Source organism: Cryobacterium zongtaii (assembly GCF_002909375.1).
GTDB lineage: Bacteria > Actinomycetota > Actinomycetes > Actinomycetales > Microbacteriaceae > Cryobacterium > Cryobacterium zongtaii.
The window spans coordinates 92,282-112,326 of the sequence record NZ_PPXD01000007.1 but is presented as its reverse complement, the minus strand read 5'-3'; the positions used below and the strand labels follow the sequence as shown (position 1 = coordinate 112,326).

At 67.1% G+C, this 20,045-nt stretch carries 20 protein-coding genes; 11 read left to right on the top strand and 9 right to left on the bottom strand.

Translation table 11 applies throughout. From position 1 onward, the window contains the following. Positions 1-50: 50 nt before the first annotated feature. Genes C3B61_RS05280 through lnt form a run of 7 tightly spaced genes read left to right on the top strand, consistent with a single transcriptional unit; the run spans position 51 to position 7,551 of the window. The gene (locus C3B61_RS05280) at positions 51-1,091 is read left to right on the top strand and encodes a helix-turn-helix transcriptional regulator (protein WP_103459786.1); all 1,041 of its coding nucleotides are present in this window, start codon (positions 51-53) and stop codon (positions 1,089-1,091) included. Beyond that, positions 1,088-2,110 carry a helix-turn-helix transcriptional regulator gene (locus tag C3B61_RS05275; protein ID WP_088456200.1) on the top strand — a complete coding sequence of 341 codons (1,023 nt, stop codon included), beginning with the start codon at positions 1,088-1,090 and terminating at the stop codon, positions 2,108-2,110. Before C3B61_RS05280 ends, C3B61_RS05275 begins: the two co-directional genes overlap by 4 nt. Beyond that, the gene (locus tag C3B61_RS05270; protein ID WP_103459785.1) at positions 2,110-2,451 is read left to right on the top strand and encodes a hypothetical protein; all 342 of its coding nucleotides are present in this window, start codon (positions 2,110-2,112) and stop codon (positions 2,449-2,451) included. Before C3B61_RS05275 ends, C3B61_RS05270 begins: the two co-directional genes overlap by 1 nt. Beyond that, on the top strand, positions 2,445-2,687 hold the full coding sequence (gene tatA, locus C3B61_RS05265; protein WP_103459784.1) for a twin-arginine translocase TatA/TatE family subunit: 243 nt from the start codon (positions 2,445-2,447) through the stop codon (positions 2,685-2,687). Before C3B61_RS05270 ends, tatA begins: the two co-directional genes overlap by 7 nt. A gap of 5 nt (positions 2,688-2,692) precedes the next feature. Then, positions 2,693-3,487 carry a twin-arginine translocase subunit TatC gene (gene tatC / locus C3B61_RS05260; RefSeq protein WP_341476138.1) on the top strand — a complete coding sequence of 265 codons (795 nt, stop codon included), beginning with the start codon at positions 2,693-2,695 and terminating at the stop codon, positions 3,485-3,487. Between the two features lie 8 nt (positions 3,488-3,495). Next, positions 3,496-5,940 carry a DEAD/DEAH box helicase gene (locus tag C3B61_RS05255; protein WP_088456197.1) on the top strand — a complete coding sequence of 815 codons (2,445 nt, stop codon included), beginning with the start codon at positions 3,496-3,498 and terminating at the stop codon, positions 5,938-5,940. A 9-nt stretch (positions 5,941-5,949) separates the two neighbouring features. Then, positions 5,950-7,551, top strand: coding sequence for an apolipoprotein N-acyltransferase (gene lnt / locus C3B61_RS05250; protein ID WP_244285842.1), 1,602 nt, complete (start codon positions 5,950-5,952; stop codon positions 7,549-7,551). Positions 7,552-7,600: 49 nt separating this feature from the next. Here the strand turns inward: lnt and C3B61_RS05245 are convergent, their stop codons facing one another. From C3B61_RS05245 to C3B61_RS05230, 4 genes are all read right to left on the bottom strand, one after another. After that, positions 7,601-7,963, bottom strand: coding sequence for an RNA polymerase-binding protein RbpA (locus C3B61_RS05245; protein ID WP_088456196.1), 363 nt, complete (start codon positions 7,961-7,963; stop codon positions 7,601-7,603). Between the two features lie 118 nt (positions 7,964-8,081). Then, a complete protein-coding gene (locus C3B61_RS05240; RefSeq protein WP_244285841.1) occupies positions 8,082-8,834 on the bottom strand; it encodes a glycerophosphodiester phosphodiesterase family protein in 753 nt (250 codons plus the stop codon). Next, a complete protein-coding gene (locus tag C3B61_RS05235) occupies positions 8,824-9,798 on the bottom strand; it encodes an SPFH domain-containing protein (protein ID WP_370289932.1) in 975 nt (324 codons plus the stop codon). Before C3B61_RS05235 ends, C3B61_RS05240 begins: the two co-directional genes overlap by 11 nt. Before the next feature lies 1 nt (position 9,799). Beyond that, complete coding sequence (locus C3B61_RS05230) at positions 9,800-10,270, bottom strand: NfeD family protein (protein ID WP_088456195.1); 471 nt, start codon at positions 10,268-10,270, stop codon at positions 9,800-9,802. A gap of 93 nt (positions 10,271-10,363) precedes the next feature. Here C3B61_RS05230 and C3B61_RS05225 point away from each other — a divergent pair, with 93 nt between their 5' ends. Then, positions 10,364-11,122, top strand: coding sequence for an SDR family oxidoreductase (locus tag C3B61_RS05225; RefSeq protein ID WP_088456194.1), 759 nt, complete (start codon positions 10,364-10,366; stop codon positions 11,120-11,122). A gap of 9 nt (positions 11,123-11,131) precedes the next feature. Here the strand turns inward: C3B61_RS05225 and C3B61_RS05220 are convergent, their stop codons facing one another. Further along, complete coding sequence (locus C3B61_RS05220) at positions 11,132-11,728, bottom strand: HdeD family acid-resistance protein (RefSeq protein WP_088456193.1); 597 nt, start codon at positions 11,726-11,728, stop codon at positions 11,132-11,134. A gap of 140 nt (positions 11,729-11,868) precedes the next feature. Here C3B61_RS05220 and C3B61_RS05215 point away from each other — a divergent pair, with 140 nt between their 5' ends. Continuing rightward, a complete protein-coding gene (locus C3B61_RS05215; RefSeq protein WP_088456192.1) occupies positions 11,869-14,256 on the top strand; it encodes an ATP-binding cassette domain-containing protein in 2,388 nt (795 codons plus the stop codon). Between the two features lie 373 nt (positions 14,257-14,629). Here C3B61_RS05215 and C3B61_RS05210 read toward each other — a convergent pair whose 3' ends face one another. Genes C3B61_RS05210 through dhaK form a run of 4 tightly spaced genes read right to left on the bottom strand, consistent with a single transcriptional unit; the run spans position 14,630 to position 17,398 of the window. Next, positions 14,630-14,950, bottom strand: coding sequence for a hypothetical protein (locus C3B61_RS05210; protein WP_088456191.1), 321 nt, complete (start codon positions 14,948-14,950; stop codon positions 14,630-14,632). 54 nt (positions 14,951-15,004) lie between these two features. Continuing rightward, positions 15,005-15,745: a dihydroxyacetone kinase phosphoryl donor subunit DhaM gene (gene dhaM, locus C3B61_RS05205; protein ID WP_244285840.1), complete on the bottom strand. Its 741-nt coding sequence runs from the start codon at positions 15,743-15,745 to the stop codon at positions 15,005-15,007. 2 nt (positions 15,746-15,747) lie between these two features. Then, the gene (dhaL, locus tag C3B61_RS05200; RefSeq protein ID WP_088456190.1) at positions 15,748-16,386 is read right to left on the bottom strand and encodes a dihydroxyacetone kinase subunit DhaL; all 639 of its coding nucleotides are present in this window, start codon (positions 16,384-16,386) and stop codon (positions 15,748-15,750) included. A 10-nt stretch (positions 16,387-16,396) separates the two neighbouring features. Then, positions 16,397-17,398 (bottom strand): dihydroxyacetone kinase subunit DhaK, encoded by a 1,002-nt coding sequence (gene dhaK, locus C3B61_RS05195; protein WP_103460016.1) that lies wholly within the window; start codon positions 17,396-17,398, stop codon positions 16,397-16,399. A 281-nt stretch (positions 17,399-17,679) separates the two neighbouring features. Here dhaK and C3B61_RS05190 point away from each other — a divergent pair, with 281 nt between their 5' ends. Both C3B61_RS05190 and glpK read left to right on the top strand, forming a co-directional pair. Next, positions 17,680-18,393 (top strand): MIP/aquaporin family protein, encoded by a 714-nt coding sequence (locus C3B61_RS05190; RefSeq protein WP_241990371.1) that lies wholly within the window; start codon positions 17,680-17,682, stop codon positions 18,391-18,393. A gap of 120 nt (positions 18,394-18,513) precedes the next feature. After that, complete coding sequence (glpK, locus tag C3B61_RS05185) at positions 18,514-20,028, top strand: glycerol kinase GlpK (protein WP_088456187.1); 1,515 nt, start codon at positions 18,514-18,516, stop codon at positions 20,026-20,028. Positions 20,029-20,045 lie beyond the last annotated feature (17 nt).

Sequence of the window (20,045 nt, the reverse complement as noted above, 5' to 3'; positions counted from 1 at the left end):
CCCCGCGGGATGGGCCGACCATTGAGTGCACCACCGATAGAATCGCGTACGTGTCGCCCACCCCAGAACAGCCGCACCCGGTCACTGTCGAGGAACGCCTCTTCAGCCTGGTCCTTGCGCTCATTGCCACCCAGATCGGCCTGACCAAGGCCGACATCCTCTCGACCGTGCAGGGCTACCGGCAACGGTTCCGGGTCGGCGGTGACAACGCCAGCCTCGAGCGGCAGTTCGAACGCGACAAGGACGACATCCGGGAACTGGGCATCCCGCTCGAGACCATCGAGTCGCCCGACGACCCGGGCAGCAACCACCATCTGCGTTACCGCATCCCCAAGGGGCTCTACGACCTGCCGGCAGACATCGTCTTCTCGCCCGACGAGATCATGCTGCTCAAACTCGCCGCCGCGGTGTGGCGGGAGGGGTCCCTCTCCGCCGAATCCCGCCGCGCACTCACCAAGCTCAACTCTCTCGGCATCGACTCGAGCGACCCCGTGATCGGTTACGCACCGTCGCTGCGCGCCCGCGAGGCGTCCTTCGAACCCCTCGGCAAGGCCATGGACCGCGGCCAGGTCGTCGCATTCCTCTACCTCAAACCGGGCGAGAGCGCGCCGCGCCGCCGGGTCATCGCCCCGCTGGCCGTGGTGCTGCACGAGGGCCGGTGGCACCTGTACGCCGCCGATCAGGATGCCGGCGCCACCCGCACCTTCCTGCTCGCCAGGATCGTCGGCCCCGTGGTGACCGTGCCCGGTCGCACCATCGCGCCGGCCGAGGACGGTCAGGGCGAACGGGCCCTCGCCGAACTCGACGCGTTATGGCAGGCCCAGGTCGCACTGATCACCGTCGAACCCGGCTCGGATGCCGCGGTGCGGCTGAGCAAGCGCGGCGAGCCCGGAAGCGCCGCGGACAGCGTCGAACTGCACTACACCGACGTCAACATCCTCGCCGACGAGCTGGCCGGCTACGGACCGGAGGTCTACGTGCTGTCCCCGCCCACCCTGATCGACGCCGTCCTGGAACGGCTCCGCCGGGTGCGGGACAGCCACGCCCCACTGATCGAGACGCCACTGCCCCGGCCGGAGGCCGCACGATGACCGCCGCCAAGCCCGTCGCGTTCGGAGCATCGGACAAGCTCACCTTCCTGCTGTCCCTCGTGCCGTATCTGATGGACCACGACAAAGTGAGCGTCACCGCGGTGGCCGACCACTTCGGGGTCACTCCCGAGCGGGTGCGGGATGCGGTGAACCTCATCGCCATGTCGGGGGTGCCTGGGGAGACCCGGCAGTACCTGCACGGCGACCTCTTCGACATCCAGTGGGACGAATTCGAAACCAACGACAACATCGTCCTCACCCACCTGGTAGCCATCGACGATTCGCCGCGGTTCTCGGCCCGAGAGGCAGCCGCGCTCATCGCCGGGCTGCAGTATCTCTCCGCCCTCCCCGAGAACGGCGACCGGGACGCCATCGCCACGCTGATGGCCAAGCTCACCCGCAGCTCCACGGGCGCTCCCAGCCAGCTCGCGGTGTCCCGCACCGACGCCGACGTGGCCATTTCGGTCATCCAGGCCGCCGTGCGGGCGGGTACCCAGGTGGAATTCGACTACCTCAATGCCCGGGGGACCGATGAGCATCGCTGTGTCGACCCGTTGCGGATCGAATCGGTCGACAGCGATTGGTACCTGCGCGGCTGGTGCCATCTGCGCGAGGCCATGCGCACCTTCCGACTCGACCGGATGAGCAACCTGCGTTCGACGGATGTGCCAGCTGACGCCCACGATGACGGCGTCCTCCTGCCGGACACCCTGTTCCAGGGCACGGCCGACGACCTCACCGTCACAATCGAACTGCCGGCTGCGGCCCTGGAACTCCTCGCCGACTATGGGCCGGTTCCGCACGGACCGGCCGACGACGAGGGACGCTCCAGGGCGCAGGTGCGGGTGTCGCACTTCCACGGTCTCAAACGGCTCGTTGCCGGCCTGTCCGGCGTCGTCACCGTGGTGGATCCGGGCCTGGCCAGGCAGACCGTCGCCGAGTGGGCAGCCGCCGGCGCCGCCCGGTACGAGTCGCCGGCTACCGCGCAGAGCGAGCCCACCGCCGGGGCGACGACCTGATGCCGGTCTGGTCCTGGATCCTGATCTGGGCGCTGCTGGTCGCCGGGCTCCTCGCGATGCTGGCCTGGTTCGCGGTGCGCCTGTTTCGCAAGCTGATGGTCACCTTCGGCGCCCTCGAAGACCTCGGCGACCAGCTGGCCGAACTCGACCTCGACACCGCGCTGCCGAGGAAACCATTCTCACCGGCGGTGTTCCAGAAACGACGGGACTTGGCCGCCGCGATCGACCAGGCTCGCATCGAGCGTGCGCACCGACGAGCACACCGGCGGGATCTCAGGATCAACCGGGGTAAACTAATCCAACACACTCCCTACAAGCCAGAGGATCGACCCTCATGTTGAGCAATCTGACCGGATGGCACTTTCTGATCATCCTCGTCGTCATCCTGCTGTTGTTCGGTGCGCCCAAGCTGCCCGGCCTGGCCCGCAGCCTCGGCCAGTCAATGAAGATCTTCAAGAACGAGATCAAGACCGACACCGTTGACGAGCCTGCAGACAAGACCGGCACGCCGGCGCACCCGGACGCCGCTGACGGTACGACGCGGACCGTCGGCCCGGGCGACCAGACGAAGTCCTAACTCCCGTGGCCGTGCGCACCACCAAGCGTGCGAACCGTGCGGGCACGATGTCGCTGGGCCAGCATCTGGTCGAGCTGCGCAAGCGCCTGTTCCGTGCCGCCGCCGGTATCCTCGTCGGAGCCATCATCGGCTGGATGCTCTCCGAGGGAGTCTGGTCCGCGCTGCGCGAACCGATCTACGCCATCATCGAGGCGCAGGACCGGAACGCACAGATCAATTACCCCGACATCACCTCTGCCTTCGACCTCAAGCTGAAGATCGCGTTCTACGTGGGCCTGGTGGTGTCCAGCCCGATCTGGCTGTACCAGATCTTCGCGTTCCTGATGCCGGGCCTCACCCGCGGCGAGAAGAAGTACGTCTACGGCTTCGTGCTGACGGCGGTGCCCCTGTTCCTCGCCGGCTGTGCGGCCGGCTGGTATGTGCTGCCGCAGGTCGTCGGCCTCATGACGAGCTTCGCGCCGCCGGAGGACGCGGCCTTCATCAATGCCCAGAACTACCTGGATTTCACCCTCAAACTACTCGTCGCCATCGGCATCGCCTTTGTGTTGCCCGTCTTTGTGGTCCTGCTCAATTTTGCCGGGGTGATCAGCGCCGCCTCGATCATCAAGTCCTGGCGCATCGCCGTTCTGGTGATCATCCTCTTCACCGCCATCGCCACCCCGGCCGCTGACGTGATCTCGATGTTCATGCTCGCGGTCCCGATGATCCTGCTGTACTTCGCCGCATACGGAATCGCGTACCTGCACGACAAGCGCGCCGCCCGGCGCGCCCGTGCCCTCGAACGGGAGTTGGCGCTCTAGCGCACCAGATGACAGACCTCCAGTCACCGGCGGACCGGTACACAGCAGCACGCCTGCGGGCGCAGACCCCCAAACTCGAGACATTCCGTCGGGGCTTGCGCTTCGACCTGGATTCCTTCCAGCTCGCCGCGGGGGCGTCGCTCGAGGCCGGGAACAGCGTGCTCGTCGCCGCGCCCACCGGCGCCGGCAAGACCGTCGTCGCCGAGTTCGCCATCTTCCTGGCCATGCAGCAGAAGACCGCCAAGGTCTTCTACACCGCGCCGATGAAGGCGCTGAGCAACCAGAAGTTCCAGGAGCTCGTCGCCGAATACGGCGCAGACCAGGTGGGCCTGCTCACGGGGGACACCAACGTCAACGCCGGCGCCCGGATAGTCGTGATGACGACCGAAGTGCTCCGCAACATGCTCTACGCCGATTCCGACCTGCTCGGCAATCTCGCGTTCGTCATCATGGACGAGGTTCACTACCTGGCCGACCGCTTCCGCGGGGCGGTCTGGGAAGAGGTCATCATTCACCTGCCCCAGTCGGTGCGGATGGTGTCGCTGAGCGCGACGGTGTCCAACGCTGAGGAATTCGGTGACTGGCTGCAGGCCGTCCGCGGCGACACCGACGTCATTGTTTCGGAGGAACGGCCGGTCCCACTGGACCAGCACGTGCTGGTCAAGAGCAAGATGCTGGACCTGTTCGATTCGTCGGGGCTGGCCGCCACCCACCGGGTGAACCCGGAGCTGGTGCGACTGAATCAGGCCGGCGGTCGGCCGCTCTCCGACAGGTCAGGCCGTGGCCGCCGGGGCTCGAACCAGAGCAGGTACCACCAGCAGCGCGCGCAAGCGGAGTCCGGTCGCATGGACCGAGCCGAGATCGTGCGGATGCTCGAGGGCAAGCACCTGCTGCCCGCCATCTTTTTCATCTTCAGCCGGGTCGGCTGCGATCAGGCCGTGCGCCAGGTCCTCCGCGCCGGCGTGCGCCTCACCGACACCGCCGAGCGCGATCAGATCCGGCAGATCGTCGACGAACGCTGCCGCACCCTGCTCGACGAGGACCTCGCCGTTCTGGGCTACTGGGAGTGGCTCGACGGGCTTGAACGCGGCGTGGCAGCCCACCACGCCGGCATGCTGCCAGCCTTTAAGGAAGTCGTCGAAGAGCTCTTCCAGAAGAAGCTGGTCAAAGCCGTTTTTGCCACGGAGACGCTGGCGCTGGGTATCAACATGCCGGCCCGCACCGTGGTGCTCGACAAGCTCGAGAAGTTCAACGGTGAAGCGCGGGTTCCGATCACGCCGGGGGAGTACACCCAGCTCACCGGTCGCGCCGGCCGCCGCGGCATCGACGTTGAGGGGCACGCCGTCATCCAGTGGCAGCAGGGCCTGGACCCGCAGGCCGTCGCCTCGCTGGCGTCCCGGCGCACCTACCCGTTGAACTCCAGCTTCAAACCCACCTACAACATGGCCGTCAACCTCATCGACCAGTTCGGCCGGGAACACACCCGGGAGGTTCTGGAGTCCTCGTTCGCACAGTTCCAGGCCGACCGCGCCGTGGTCGACCTGGCCCGGCGGGTGCGGCAGCAGCAGAGTTCGCTGGACGGGTACGCCACCTCGATGGCCTGCCACCTGGGCGACTTCACCGAGTATTCGGGCATCCGGCGACGTCTGTCCGACCTCGAACGTGAGAATGCCGCCGCCGATTCGAATGCGCGGGGCCGGGACCGGCGCCAGAAGGAATTGGCCGCTCTGCGGAAGCGCATGCGCGCGCACCCCTGCCACAGCTGCCCGGACCGCGAAGCCCACGCCCGCTGGGCACAGAGGTGGTGGAAACTGACCCGGGAGACCGAGGCGCTGACCAGCCAGATCACGGCCCGCACCGGGGCCGTCGCCCGGGTGTTCGACAGGGTCACCGATGTCTTGCTCGGCTTCGGCTACCTTGTGCCCGGCGAGGGCCGCGCCGTAACGCTGAGCGAGAGCGGCCGCATCTTGCGCCGCATCTACGCCGACCGCGACCTGCTCGTCGCCGAATCGCTGCGCCGTGGCCTCTGGAACTCCCTCGATGCGCCCAGCCTCGCCGCCATGGCGTGCGCCCTGGTCTTCGAACCGCGCCGGGACGAGGGCGAGACCGACGAGAGGTTCCTGCCCAAGGGCCCGTTCCGGCCCGCGCTGGACGCCACCTCGATCCTGTGGAGCCAGCTCGACGACCTCGAACGGGACCACAAGCTGCCCGGCAGCAACCCCCTCGCGGGTGGCCTGAGCCTGGCGATGTGGAAGTGGGCGCGCGGCGACTCGCTCGGCCTGGTGCTGGAGGAGGCCGAGATGGCTGCGGGTGACTTCGTGCGTTGGACCAAGCAGACCATCGACCTCCTCGACCAGCTCTCGCTCGTCGCGGACGGCCCCGTCGGTCGGACGGCGCGAGTGGCGATGGACTCCATTCGGCGCGGCATCGTGGCGTATTCCTCGGTCGCTTAGGCTATTGAAGTGAACACCGGCATACTCCGACGCACCGGCCTGCCCCTGTGGGCGGCGATTCTGCTGGCCGCCGGTGCCGGCGCGATCATGGACGCCGGGTTCCCGGATCGGTCCTGGTGGATCCTGGCCCCCGTCGGTGCGGCGCTGATGTTCCTGGCCCTACTCGGACGCGGGCCCTGGACGGGCCTGCTGGTCGGCCTGGTGGCCGGCCTGTCGTTTTGGCTCATCCACATCAGCTGGCTCACCCTGTACCTCGGCCCGGTGCCCTGGCTGGCCCTGGCCGGGCTCGAGGCGCTCTTCTTCGCGGTCGGCCTGGCGCTCACCGCGGTGGTGCTGAACGTCGGCCCACGACTCTGGCCGTCCGTCGCCGGCCGGATCGGTGTGCTGCCGGTCGTCGTCGCCGGGTTGTGGACGGCTCGCGAAGCGATTTCCGCGGTGTGGCCATACGGTGGTTTCGCCTGGGGCCGCATCGCCATCTCCCAATCCGAGAGCCCGTTCAACGGGCTCATCGCCTGGGTGGGCATGTCCGGTCTCAGTTTTGTGATGGTCTGGCTCAGCGCCCTGGCCGTGCAACTGTGCCGCGAGCCCGGGGTGCGCGTCGGCGCCAGGTCTGCGATCGCGGTGGCCGCGGTGGCGGTGCTGTTGGCGTTCCCCGCCTGGCCGACCCTGCAAAGCGGGACCGCCCGTATCGCGGCCGTGCAGGGCGCCTCCGACGCCGGCCTGTTCGCGCAGAATGAACCCGGCCAGATCCTGAACGACCACGTCTCGGCGACCCTGCCACTGGTGGGTGAACCTGTCGACTTCGTCGTCTGGCCGGAGAACGGCATCGACGTCGACCCGCTCCGCTCGACGGAATCGGCCCGCGTTGCGGACTACATCAGCCGGGCCATGGATGCTCCACTGATCGCCGGAACCATCACCGAGCGGGACGGCAAGTTCTACAACACCTCGTTGCTCTGGAAGGCCGACGACGGCGCCGTCGACCTCTACGACAAGGTGCACCCGGTCCCGTTCGCGGAGTACATGCCGGACCGGGCCTTCTGGCGACCGTTCGCGCCCGATCTGATCGACCTGGTGTCCCGGGACTACGAGATCGGCACCCGGGACAATGTCTTCGACATCGACGGCATCATCGCGGGCATCGCCATCTGCTTCGACATCGCCGACGACCAGCTCGTGCACGAGATGATCGACGACGACGCCGAGATCATCCTGGCCCAGACCAACAACGCAGACTTCGGTCGCACGGATGAGTCGGTGCAGCAGCTGGCGATCGCGAGGCTCCGAGCCATCGAGGCCGGACGCACGGTGGTGAACATCTCGACCGTCGGAACGAGCGCTATCATCACGCCGGACGGTGAGACGCTCGACAGCCTGCCCACCTGGGTGCCCGGTGCCATGATCCAGACCGTTACGCTGAGCGTGTCGACCACACCGGCGATGACGGCGGGCCGGCCCCTGGAATGGTTCGTGTCCGGCCTCGGCCTGGCGGGCCTGCTGTTCTGCGTCGTGTCGGCCAGAGCCCTGGGGCTCTCCGACGCCGGCCCCCGGTTGGCGCCGGCGCCGGTTGTCGCCGACCGCGCGAAGATACGCAAACGGCGCCGGGGTTAGCCGACGCCGTCAGGTGTGTGCGCGGGAGCCAGGCTGCCCGCTGAGCCGGTTACGCGCCGACTTTTTGGCCCCGACGCTGACGCAGGACCGCGAGGCGTTCCTCCAGCAGCTCTTCGAGCTCGGCCCGGGTGCGACGCTCCAGGAGCATGTCCCAGTGGGTGCGGGCGATCTTTTCGTCGGAGTGGTCGACGACCACGGGCTTCGAATCAACCAACCGGGTTGCGGTCTGGGAGCAGAAACGGCACTCCCACTCATCTGGTGCCTCGGCTTCGGCGGAGAAAATCATCACCGTCTCGCGTTCGCACGTTGCACACAAGTACGTGTGACTCACGCGTGGGGAAAAGGTCACGCCCTCTTCGCTCTGCAGGCTCTGTGAACCCAACCTCATGCCACGCAAACTACGATCTGCCATCGTGTGGTCTCCTCTCGCGATGCATTCACAGTTCTAAACCATCAAGCTGTGCGTTATCTTTCCGTTACCGCCGATCTCGCGGGGATCTCTCAGAAACCGCCGCCTGTCGCAGACGGTTTCACCGCCGGGCGACCACATGGGCAGCGAGGTCGCATCGGTCGGTGACGAGACCGTCCACGCCGAGCGCCAACAGCCGGGCCATCACGGCCGGGTCGTTGACGGTCCACACGTGCACCTCCACGCCGATGGCATGCATCCGGTTGATCACCCGCGGGGTGACGATGCGCAGCCGTCCGGCCCGAACCGGAACCTGGATGGCGTGGACCCCGCGCAGGATGCGGGGGAGCGCCCAGTGCTGCCGGAGTCCGACCGCGGCCAGCATCAGGGCGATTCCCTGGGCAGACGCCGACGTCGCCGCTCCGGGGACGGCCCGGAGCACCCGACGTCGCCGGCTCTCAGAGAACGAGGTGAGGAGCACCCGGCGGGATGCGGCGGCGGCCCGGATGGCGCGCGCGGCGGGCAACACGGCGTCGGCGGACTTGACGTCGATGTTGAACCTGGCGTCCGGGAAGGCGGCCAACGCCTCCGCGAGCGAGCAATAGGTCTGGCCCACGCCGAGGTCGACCCGGCTGAGCTGGGCCATCGTGAGAGCGTTCACGGCCGGGCCGTCATTCGGCAGGACCGGGTCGTGGCTGATCACGGCGACGCCGTCGCTGCTGGCGTGCACATCTGTTTCGAGGTGCGTAGCCCCGCCGACGATGGCCTGCAGGAAGGCGAGCAGGGTGTTTTCCGGCGCCTGCGTGCTCAGGCCCCGGTGCGCGAGGATCCGCGGCCCTGGCGGGGACAGGAACGTCGTCAGGTCAGCGTTCACGATCGGGTCCCGGGGTCTCTGGGCCGATCCCGGCTGCGTCGGCGGCAGCCGGGTGGGAGCCGGCAACCGGATTCGGGCCGAAGGCCCGACCGATCCCCTTCATCGCCTCGGTCAGCTCACTGGGCACTATCCAGAGCTTGTTCGCCGTGCCGTCCGCCAGCTTGGGCAGGGTCTGCAGATACTGGTAGGCGAGGAGCTTCGGGTCGGGGTCGCCGTCGTGGATGGCCTTGAAGACCGTGGTGATGGCCTCCGCCTCTCCCTGGGCCCGCAGCACGGCAGCCTTGGCCTGGCCTTCCGCCTGCAGGATCGAGGCCTGACGCGCGCCCTCCGCCGTGAGGATGGCGGACTGCTTGGTGCCCTCGGCCGTGAGGATCAGAGCTCGGCGGTCTCGTTCGGCGCGCATCTGCTTCTCCATGGAGTCCTGGATCGAGTGCGGCGGGTCGATGGCCTTCAGCTCCACCCGGCCGACCCTGATGCCCCACTTCCCGGTGGCCTCGTCCAGCACGATCCGCAGTTGCCCGTTGATGTTGTCCCGGCTGGTCAGAGCCTCTTCAAGGTTGAGCCCGCCGACCACGTTGCGCAGGGTGGTCGTGGTCAGCTGCTCGACCGCACCGAGGTAGTTGGCGATCTCATAGGTCGCGGCGCGGGCATCCGTCACCTGGAAGTAGACGACGGTGTCGATCGACACCACCAGATTGTCCTCGGTGATCACCGGCTGCGGTGGAAAAGACACCACCTGTTCGCGCATGTCGATGAGCGGCCGCACCCGGTCGATGAACGGCACCAGGATGTTGAGGCCGGGCATCAGGGTCTTGTGGTACTTGCCGAGACGTTCGACGACACCGGCACTGGCCTGCGGAATGATGCGGATGGTGCGCACAAGCACCACCACGACAAAGACCAGAACGACGATGATGAGGACCACAACGAAGATCTGGAGAAGGAGTTGATCGAGATTTGGCACGTTAATCGGTCCTTTCCTCGGGCACGACAACAGCTGTGGAGCCTTCGATGGCCGACACCAGGACCCGCTCGCCGGGATCGATGCGGGTCGGGGTCCGGTCGGGGGAGAGGCGGGCCGTCCAGGTCTCGCCGTTGTCGAGCCTGACCAGGCCGCCCAGTTCGGCGATGGTGGAGGACACCCGCCCGCCCATGCCGATCAGCGCGGCCACGTTGCTGGGTGGCACTGCCGCCGCGCTCTTGGCCATCAGGCGTAAGAGCACCGGGCGGATGAGCAGCAACAGCAGCACCGACACGGCGCCGGCGACGAGGATCTGCACCCACCATTCCCAGCCGAGCAGGTTCGCTCCCAGCCCGGCGAGACTGCCGACGGCGATCATCAGAAAGGTGAAATCCAGGGTCAGCAGCTCGATGATGACGCAGACCAGGATGAAGACCAGCCATACGATCCACAGGTAGTCCGTCAAATCCACCATGTCGTCGCCCCTCTTAGCGTCGCTTGCAGATGACGCTAGCACTTGGAGGTGTTGGGCATGTTGGTAGTGTTTATCACCGTGAGCACACCTACGATGAATCCCCTCCAGCCCGGCAGTCTCTCGGGAAAGCGCATCCTCGTCACGGGCTCGTCCCGGGGGATCGGAGCCGACACCGTCGCCTACTTCGCCGAAGCCGGCGCGAAGGTCGTCATCAACTACCGCAACAAGGAAGCGCGCGCCACCAAGCTGGCCGACGCCATCCGCGCCGCCGGCGGAACCGCGATCACCGTGGCCGCCGACCTCACCGACGCGGAATCCGTCTCGGCCATGTTCGACACCATCCGCGCCGAGTACGGCGGACTCGACATCCTCGTGATGAATGCGTCCGGCGGCATGGAGTCCGGCATGGCCGAGGACTATGCCATGCAGTTGAACCGCGACGCCCAGGTCAACCTGCTCACCGCGGCCGTGCCGCTGCTCAGCGACGGCGCCCGCGTGGTCTTCATCACGAGCCACCAGGCGCATTTCGTCGACACCGCGTCGAACGTGGCCGTCTACGAGCCGGTGGCCCGCAGCAAGCGTGCCGGCGAGGACGCGCTCCGCGCCGTCATTCCCGAACTTGCCGAGGCCGGCATCGGTTTTGTCGTCGTCTCCGGTGACATGATCCAGGGCACCATCACGGCGGTCCTGCTCGAGCGCGCGAATCCCGGTGCCATCAGCGCCCGCCAGGATTCTGCCGGCAAGCTGTACAACGTCAGCGAGTTCGCCGCGGAGATCGTACTGGCCGCCGTCGAGCCGGTCCCGGCGAACAACACCCGCTACGTCGGCGACACCTCCGACTTCACCAGCTAGTACCGTCAGTCACCCGGCACTGACGCCCCGCCCGAAGGTGAACGCGCGCACCAGCTGAACGAGTCCCGAGATGATCAGCATGATCCCGCCGATCGTGACGAGGACGCCGATGGTCTGCACCGGGGCGAACAGCACGATCAGGCCCGCCAGGACGCCGACGACGCCGAGCAGGATTCCGGGCCAGCGGCTGGAGTCCGTGGTGTACTCCACCAGCGCCGCAACGCCCTCGACGATCCAGACGATGCCGACGACCAGTCCGAGAACGGCCAACGACCCCTCGGGGTTCCGGAGCGCCAGGATGCCCAGGATCAGCACCAGCACGCCGAGAACTATATTGAGCACCCGGCCGCCGGCGGCCGACCCGGTGCTGGCCACCCCGCGCGCGATCCTGACGACACCGCTGATCACGAAATAGAGCCCGAACAACACCGCGATGACCGTGAGGGTGGCCTCGGTCCAGACCAGCAGGATCGCCCCGATGGCGATGGCCACAACGGCGCTGACCGCGAAGGCCACCCGGATCCCGCTTATCTCTCTGGCGCTCAGCTGCCGAGGGTCGATGGCGATGGCGAAGACTGCGCTGGTGGGTCCGACGGTGTTGGGCATGGCGCCAACCTAATCCGATGCCGCTCCCACGGCTACGCGCCGTCGACCCGACAATCAAACTGCCCGGTGACCATGGCGATCCTCACGTATGCTCGAAGCTGGTCGACTGCAGAGCCCCGGCACCCATTCTTGGAGACACGATGAACGCTTCAGCCCCCACGGCCCCGCCGTCGTCCAACCAGGTTGCCGACAGCCACGACCTGATCCGGGTGCAGGGCGCCCGGGAGAACAACCTCAAGGACATCAGCGTCGAGATCCCCAAACGCCGACTGACCGTGTTCACCGGCGTGTCCGGCTCCGGCAAGAGCTCACTGGTGTTCAGCACCATCGCCGCGGAGTCCCAGCGGATGATCAACGAGACCTACAGCACCTTCCTGCAGGGCTTCATGCCATCGCTGGCCCGGCCGGATGTCGACCTGCTCAGCGGATTGACCACCGCGATCATCGTCGACCAGGAACGGATGGGCGCCAACGCCCGGTCGACGGTCGGCACAGCCACCGACGCCAACGCGCTGCTGCGCATCCTGTTCAGCCGGCTCGGCCAGCCGCACCTCGGCTCGCCGCAGGCGTTCTCCTTCAACGTCGCATCCATCTCCGGCGCCGGCGCCGTCACCATCGAGCGAGGCGGCACCACGACCAAGGAACGGCGCAGCTTCAGCATTACAGGCGGAATGTGCCCGCGCTGCGAGGGTATGGGCACCGTGAACGACATCGACCTGACCCAGCTGTACGACGACTCCAAGTCGCTGAACGAGGGTGCGCTCACCATCCCCGGTTACACCGCCGAAGGCTGGGGCGTCAAGATCTTCACGGGCTCCGGCTTCCTCAACGCCGACAAGCCGATCCGTGACTACACCACGAAGGAACGGCACGACTTCCTCTACAAGGAGCCGGTCAAAGTGAAGGTCGGTGACATCAACATGACCTACGAGGGCCTGATCCCGAAGGTGCAGAAATCGTTCCTGGCCAAGGACCGTGAGGCCATGCAGCCGCACATTCGCGCCTTCGTGGACCGCGCCGTCACCTTCGCGACCTGCCCGGACTGCGGTGGCACCCGTCTCAGCGAGGGCGCCAGGTCGTCCCGCATCGACGGCGTCAACATCGCGGATGCCTGCGCCATGCAGATCAGTGACCTCGCCGCGTGGGTGCGCACCATTCACGACCCGTCGGTGGCCCCGCTGCTGGCGGCTTTGCAGCACCTGTTCGATTCGTTCACCGAGATCGGCCTGGGCTATCTGTCGCTCGACCGACCGGCCGGCACCCTGTCCGGGGGAGAGGCGCAGCGTACCAAGCTGATCCGGCACCTCGGCTCGTCGCTCACCGACGTCACCTATGTCTTCGACGAACCCACCATCGGCCTGCACCCGCATGACATCCAGCGGATGAACGAGCTGCTGCTGCGCCTGCGGGACAAGGGCAACACCGTGCTCGTGGTGGAGCACAAGCCGGAGATGATCGCCATCGCCGACCACATCATCGACCTCGGCCCCGGCGCCGGCACGGCGGGCGGATCGGTCTGCTTCGAGGGCACCCTCGAGGGCCTCCGGGCCAGCGACACCCTCACCGGCCGCCACCTCGACTACCGCGCGAGGGTGAAGAAGGCCGTGCGCACGCCCACCGGTGCCCTGGAGATCCGTGGCGCGACGGAGCACAACCTTGAGGACGTCGATGTCGACATCCCACTCGGGGTGCTCGTGGTCATCACCGGCGTGGCCGGCTCGGGCAAGAGTTCGCTGGTGCACGGATCGATCCCCGCCGGCGCCGGCGTGGTATCGATCGACCAGGGCGCGATCCGCGGCTCACGCCGGAGCAACCCGGCCACCTACACGGGAATGCTCGAGCCGATTCGCAAGGCCTTCGCAAAGGCCAACGGTGTCAAACCGGCCCTGTTCAGCTCCAACTCCGAGGGCGCCTGCCCGAATTGCAACGGAGCCGGCGTGATCTTCACCGACCTGGGCCCGATGGCGACGGTCTCAACCACCTGCGAGGTGTGTGAGGGCAAGCGGTTCGACGCATCCGTGCTGGAATACCGGCTCGGTGGCCGGGATATCAGCGAGGTTCTCGCAATGTCGGTCACCGAGGCCGTGGCGTTCTTCGGCGCCGGTGAGGCCCGGATCCCGGCCGCGCACGCCATTGTCGTCGGCTTGGCCGACGTGGGGCTCGGCTACCTCAGCCTGGGCCAGACGCTCTCGACGCTGTCCGGAGGAGAGCGGCAGCGGCTGAAGCTGGCCATGCACCTGTCGGAAAAGGGCGGCGTGTACGTTCTCGACGAGCCGACGACGGGCCTGCACCTCGCTGACGTCGAACAGCTTCTCGGCCTGCTGGACCGGCTGGTCGATGCCGGCAAAACTGTCATCGTCGTTGAACACCACCAGGCGGTGATGGCCCACGCTGACTGGATCATCGACCTGGGTCCCGGCGCCGGTCGCGACGGCGGCCGGATCGTTTTCGAGGGAACTCCGGCCGACCTCGTCGCCGCACGGTCCACCCTCACCGGCCAGCATCTGGCGGCGTACGTCGGCGCCTGAGCCGATTTTCTTGACATAATATGCGTTGGGCTCGGGCCGCACCGTTCAGCCAGAAGGGGTGCGACGACTGGTGCCACCGGCGTCGTTCCTACGGCGCCTTCGGGTTTCCGCACGCTCTCGTTCCGTGACCGGCGTGCGATCGAAAACCCTGCCGAGCCGACCCAGGCGGGCAGTGATGGGGATCTAGCCGGAGAGTTTCCAACGCCGGATGAACGAGGACCGACCCTGTTTTCCCGGGATTGGAACATGACCGATAATGCCCATTATGTCAACAAGCGGAGATCGGACCGAGAATCAATCTCGGGTTGAGGGTTTCACAGCTCGTCGGCGATCCGCGTGACGACCGCCACCTGCGGTCGCACTCCGCGCAGACTCACTCCGGCAAGCCCTCGTCCGGGCGACGACGGATCACCATGCCGTATTCATTCACCGGCTCGAAAGCATCCCGGTCCCAGGCCCCGGGGTGCGGGACCGGGCAGTTCAACACGGTGTCATGTGCCGAGTGCTCGATGGTGTGCTCGGTCATCGGCCGGCCGCACACCGGGCACTGGGCCAGCCCGGTCGTCTCGGCCGCGTCGTAGGTGCCGACGGGCGGCGAGTCGAAGGCGGGCCGGAGTCGGTCTTCTACCCAGTCGAACAAGCGGTTGGCGCCCTTGCGGTGAGCCTGGGCCGAGGATTTCTCATTCTGGACCATGGCCACAGCGTACGCCCCCGCAGCGCGCCCAGCCAACCAGCGGCAGCGCGGAAACTATTCTTCGCCGAAGCCGGTCTCGATCAGCTCGGCCAGGGCGTCTACCGCCGCCCGCGATCGTTCGTCGGGTCCGGAGATCTCCACGCTCATCCCCCGGGTCAGTCCGAGCGACATGATGCCCAGCAGGCTGTGCGCGTCCTTGCCGTTCACGGACACTTCAGCGTCGAATTGGCTGGCGAGCTTCACGAAGTCGGCCGCCGGCCTGGCGTGCAGCCCGTCCCGGTTCCGCAAGGTCACCGTGCGGCTGACCGGTTGCGGCAGGTCCTGGGTACCGGCTGTGCCCGGTGCGGGCGGCGCGGCATCTGCCGGTGCCGCCCCGGCGCCACCGGCCGACTCGGCCGCCGCGAGCACCGCCGCGAGGTCTCCCCCGATCTCGGCGGCCACGGCGGCAGACACGCCGCCCTCCACGAGCGGTGCGTCGGCGATGCGCACCCGTGCCCGCACCTCGTCGTCGAGGAAGTCCACCGCCGTTTCCGCGGTCAGGATGGCCGAGCCCAGGTCGCAGAGCAGCACGACGCCGCTGCCGTGGTCAGCCTCCTCGATGCCTGCCGCGATTTTGTCGAAGCTGGTGCCGATGCCGCCGTCGTCCATCCCACCCGCGGCCACCAGGGCGACGTTAGGGGCCATCTGACGGGCCAATGTTACCAGACCGGATGCTATTTCGACGCTGTGCGAGACGAACACCACGCCGACGCGGGACGCTGCCACGCCCTGGTCAGCGTCGTTGAGGTCAGCCACGATCAGGACTGTGCGGCCGCATCGGCACCGCAGCGCAGGATGAGCGCCGTCGACTGGGCGCCGGGGTCGCGATGGCCGATGGCCCGCTCCCCCAGGTAACTCGCCCGTCCCTTGCGGGCGACCCAGGGTTCGGTCGCGACCGCGCCGGCCTCGGCGGCGTCAGCGGCGGCGGCCAGGATCAGGCTGGGGCTGGCCCCGGCGGCTTCGGCCTCGACGGCCGCCTCCACTGCCGGGGTCCAGGCATCCACCATCGTCTTGTCACCGGATTCGGCCTTGCCGCGCAGCACGATGCCGTCCCGCCCGGCCGTGAGAAGGGCGACGACGGCCGGGCCGTCGAGTTCGGCAGCCCCGCTCACGGCGCCGGCGGCCTTGAGGTACGCCGTGCCGTAGAGCGGACCGGCCGCACCGCCGACGGTGGAAATGAGCGTCGCCGCGAGAGTCTTGAGCAGTTCGCCGGGCGTGGCAGCGTCGGCCAGCGCATCGAGCTTGGGCAGCACGGCCTGGAAGCCCCTGTCCATGTTCTCGCCGTGATCACCATCGCCGATCTCGCGGTCGAGGGTGTTCAGCTCGGCGCGGTGCTCGGAGAGAACCTTCGCGCTGCTCCTGATCCAGGCCTGGGCCCATGCGACGTCTACGCTCATTCGGTCTTCCCTACTTTCCCCACCGCAGTGCGGCTGTGTGCACCGGAGCATCCCACAGGGCGGTCAACTCATCGTCGAGCTTGAGAATCGTGATCGACATGCCCTGCATCTCCAGTGATGTTGTGAAATTGCCGACGAGCGTGCGAGTCACCTCGATGCCTCGTTCGGCGAGAACTTCGGCGGCCCGTCGAAATACAATGTACAGCTCAACCTGGGGCGTCCCGCCCATTCCGTTGACGAAGAGCAGAACCTTGTCTCCGGATGCGTAGGGGATGTCGTCCAGGATCGGACCGAGGATCCGGTCGACGATGGCGTCGGCCGGTTCGAGCTTGATCCGCTCGCGCCCGGGCTCGCCGTGGATGCCGATGCCGATCTCGATCTCGTCGTCGGCCAGGGTGAAACTCGGCTCGCCGGCGTGCGGTACGACGCAGGGGGTCAGGGCTACGCCCATGGAGCGCACCTGGCCGATCACCTTCTCGGCGACGGTCGCCACGTTCGTCAGGTCATCACCGCGTTCGGCGGCCGCACCGGCGATCTTCTCCACGAGCACGGTGCCCGCCACTCCCCTTCGCCCCGCGGTGTACAGCGAGTCCTTCACGGCGACGTCATCGTTGACGATCACCGTGCGCACCTCGATCTCATCGGCCTCGGCCAGATCCGCCGCGGTCTCGAAGTTCAGCACGTCGCCCGTGTAGTTCTTCACGATATGCAGCACCCCGGCTCCCCCGTCGACGGCCTTCGTCGCGGCCAGGATCGGGTCGGGTGTCGGCGAGGTGAACACAGCGCCGGGCACGGCGGCGTCCAGCATGCCCGACCCGACGAATCCACCGTGCAGAGGCTCGTGCCCGCTGCCGCCGCCGCTGACGATACCGACCTTGCCGGCCACCGGCGCGTCGGCTCGCACGATGAACACCGGATCCAGCGAGACTCGCACGATATCCGCGTGCGCGGCACCGAAACCTGCGACGGCTTCGTCGACAACGTTCTTCGGGTCGTTGACAAGCTTTTTCATGACCATTCCTTCATTTCGTCGGGATCGATCGGCGCAGGCTAGAGCGCCGGGCACGCAACTGTGCTCCGTGCCCAACCTACGCGCTGCCAACGGTCTCGGTAAGAGGCAGATGATGCAGCCCATCGGGACTATTTCGCTCACGCCCCGCCCGCGCTATGGTGACTGCGAAATCGCTCACCGCGAAGGGATTGCTCCGGTACTGCCGGCATCTCGCTACTACGAGAAAGGTCATCGTGGACAATATCGGTCTAGTGTTTTTGTCGGAGGTGCTGGGCACAGGGATGCTCACCCTCCTCGGTTGTGGTGTCGTGGCGAACGTGGCCCTGACGAAGAACAAGGGCTTCGGCGGCGGCTTCCTGATGGTGACCATCGGCTGGGCCTTCGCGGTCTTCGTCGGTGTGGTCGTCGCGTACAACTCCGGTGGCCACCTCAACCCGGCCGTCACCCTCGGCATCGTCGCATCGGGCTCCGACACCTTCGGCGGTGCTGCGGACGTCCCGGTGAACTTCCTTTCGACGCTCGTGTATCTGGCCGGCGAGTTCCTCGGCGCCTTCCTCGGCGCCGTGGTGGTCTGGCTGGCGTACAAGCAGCACTACGACGAGGAACCGGAACCGGCGAACAAGCTCGGTACCTTCTCGACCGGGCCGGCCATCCGTTCCTACGGCTGGAACCTCGTCACCGAGATCATCGGCACTTTCGTCCTGGTCTTCGTCGTGTTCGCCTTCGGTGGTTGGGGCCAGTCCGGTGACGTGGGGGCCGTAGCCGCCTTGCCCGTCGCCCTCCTCGTTCTGGTCATCGGCGTCTCACTCGGTGGCCCGACCGGATACGCCATCAACCCCGCCCGTGACCTGGGCCCCCGGATCGCGCACTTCATCCTGCCGATCAAGGGCAAGGGGTCCTCGGACTGGGCCTATTCCTGGGTCCCCGTGGTCGGACCCGTCATCGGCGGAGTCCTGGCGGGCTGGGCATCGCTGGTCTGGCTGCCCATGGTATGACCGTGGCAGGCCGGTCCCTCCCCGGACTGGCCTGCTTCGCTGTGCATCAGTCCACCTGAAAACCGCCTCACGGTTTTATAGTCTGTTCAAGCCATCACGCAACGTACAAGGAGGTACACCATGGCTAAGTACGTACTCGCCATCGACCAGGGCACCACGAGTTCACGCGCCATCATCTTCGACCACTCGGGGTCCATCGTCTCGACCGGACAACTCGAACACGAGCAGATCTTCCCCCGCGCCGGCTGGGTCGAGCACAACCCGATGGAGATCTGGGACAACACCCGTGAGGTGATCGGCCAGGCGCTCTCCAAGGCCAACCTCACCCGGCACGATATCTCCGCTGTCGGCATCACCAACCAGCGGGAAACCGCCGTGGTCTGGGACCGCACCACCGGCAAGCCCGTCTACAACGCCATCGTCTGGCAGGACACCCGCACTCAGCCCATCGTCGACCGTCTCGCCGCCGACGGCGGCGTGGAACGGTTCAAGCAGAAGGTGGGCCTGCCACTGGCGACCTACTTCTCCGGCACCAAGATCGTCTGGATCCTCGAAAACGTCGAGGGAGCGCGGGCGAAGGCGGACGCCGGCGACCTGATGTTCGGCACCACCGACTCCTGGGTGCTCTGGAACCTCACCGGCGGCCTGGAGGGCGGCGTGCACGCCACCGACGTCACCAACGCCAGTCGCACCCTGTTCATGGACTTGGAGACGTTGCAGTGGGATGACGAGATTCTGAGCATCTTCAACGTACCGAAGTCGATGATGCCGGAAATCAAGTCCTCCAGCGAGGTCTACGGCACCGTCAACGAGCACAGCCTGCTGCGGGAGGTGCCCATCGCGGGCATCCTCGGTGACCAACAGGCCGCCACATTCGGCCAGGCCGCCTTCGACCAGGGTGAGGCGAAGAACACCTACGGCACCGGTAACTTCCTGATCTTCAACACCGGCACCGACATCATCCACTCCAAGAACGGCCTGCTCACCACCCTGGGCTACAAGCTCGGCGACGCCGAACCGCACTACGCGCTGGAGGGGTCGATAGCCGTCACCGGCGCCCTGGTGCAGTGGCTGCGCGACAACCTGGGAATGATCACGTCGTCTGAGGAGATCGAGACGCTGGCCGCCACGGTCGATGACAACGGCGGCGCCTACTTCGTGCCGGCGTTCAGCGGCCTGTTCGCGCCGTACTGGCGTTCGGATGCGCGCGGCGCCCTGGTGGGCCTGACCCGGTTCGTGAACAAGGGCCACATCGCCCGGGCGGCGCTGGAGGCCACTGCCTTCCAAACCCGCGAGGTCCTCGACGCGGTCAACGCGGACTCCGGGGTGCCGCTGACCGAGCTCAAGGTCGACGGCGGAATGATCAAGAACAACCTGCTGATGCAGTTCCAGGCCGACATCATCGGTGTGCCGGTGATCCGCCCGGTTGTGGCGGAGACCACCGCGCTCGGCGCCGCGTACGCGGCAGGCCTGGCGGTGGGCTTCTGGAGCACCCTGGACGAGCTGCGGTCGAACTGGCAGGAAGACAGCCGCTGGACACCGAAGTTGAGCGCAGACGAGAGCGCCCGGCAGTTGCGGAACTGGAAGAAGGCCGTCACCAAGACCTTCGACTGGGTCGACGAGGACGTGCTCTGACCGTCAAACCGCGGTGT

Excerpts from the sequence above, each read along its gene's own strand:
- C3B61_RS05225 (WP_088456194.1), top strand. The coding sequence starts at position 10,364 with ATGAATCCCCTCCAGCCCGGCAGTCTCTCGGGAAAGCGCATCCTCGTC.
- dhaK (WP_103460016.1), bottom strand. The coding sequence starts at position 17,398 with ATGAAAAAGCTTGTCAACGACCCGAAGAACGTTGTCGACGAAGCCGTC.
- C3B61_RS05220 (WP_088456193.1), bottom strand. The coding sequence starts at position 11,728 with ATGCCCAACACCGTCGGACCCACCAGCGCAGTCTTCGCCATCGCCATC.
- C3B61_RS05270 (WP_103459785.1), top strand. The coding sequence starts at position 2,110 with ATGCCGGTCTGGTCCTGGATCCTGATCTGGGCGCTGCTGGTCGCCGGG.
- C3B61_RS05210 (WP_088456191.1), bottom strand. The coding sequence starts at position 14,950 with ATGGTCCAGAATGAGAAATCCTCGGCCCAGGCTCACCGCAAGGGCGCC.
- C3B61_RS05215 (WP_088456192.1), top strand. The coding sequence starts at position 11,869 with ATGAACGCTTCAGCCCCCACGGCCCCGCCGTCGTCCAACCAGGTTGCC.
- C3B61_RS05255 (WP_088456197.1), top strand. The coding sequence starts at position 3,496 with ATGACAGACCTCCAGTCACCGGCGGACCGGTACACAGCAGCACGCCTG.
- glpK (WP_088456187.1), top strand. The coding sequence starts at position 18,514 with ATGGCTAAGTACGTACTCGCCATCGACCAGGGCACCACGAGTTCACGC.
- tatA (WP_103459784.1), top strand. The coding sequence starts at position 2,445 with ATGTTGAGCAATCTGACCGGATGGCACTTTCTGATCATCCTCGTCGTC.
- dhaL (WP_088456190.1), bottom strand. The coding sequence starts at position 16,386 with ATGAGCGTAGACGTCGCATGGGCCCAGGCCTGGATCAGGAGCAGCGCG.
- C3B61_RS05230 (WP_088456195.1), bottom strand. The coding sequence starts at position 10,270 with ATGGTGGATTTGACGGACTACCTGTGGATCGTATGGCTGGTCTTCATC.
- C3B61_RS05275 (WP_088456200.1), top strand. The coding sequence starts at position 1,088 with ATGACCGCCGCCAAGCCCGTCGCGTTCGGAGCATCGGACAAGCTCACC.
- C3B61_RS05245 (WP_088456196.1), bottom strand. The coding sequence starts at position 7,963 with ATGGCAGATCGTAGTTTGCGTGGCATGAGGTTGGGTTCACAGAGCCTG.
- C3B61_RS05190 (WP_241990371.1), top strand. The coding sequence starts at position 17,680 with ATGCTCACCCTCCTCGGTTGTGGTGTCGTGGCGAACGTGGCCCTGACG.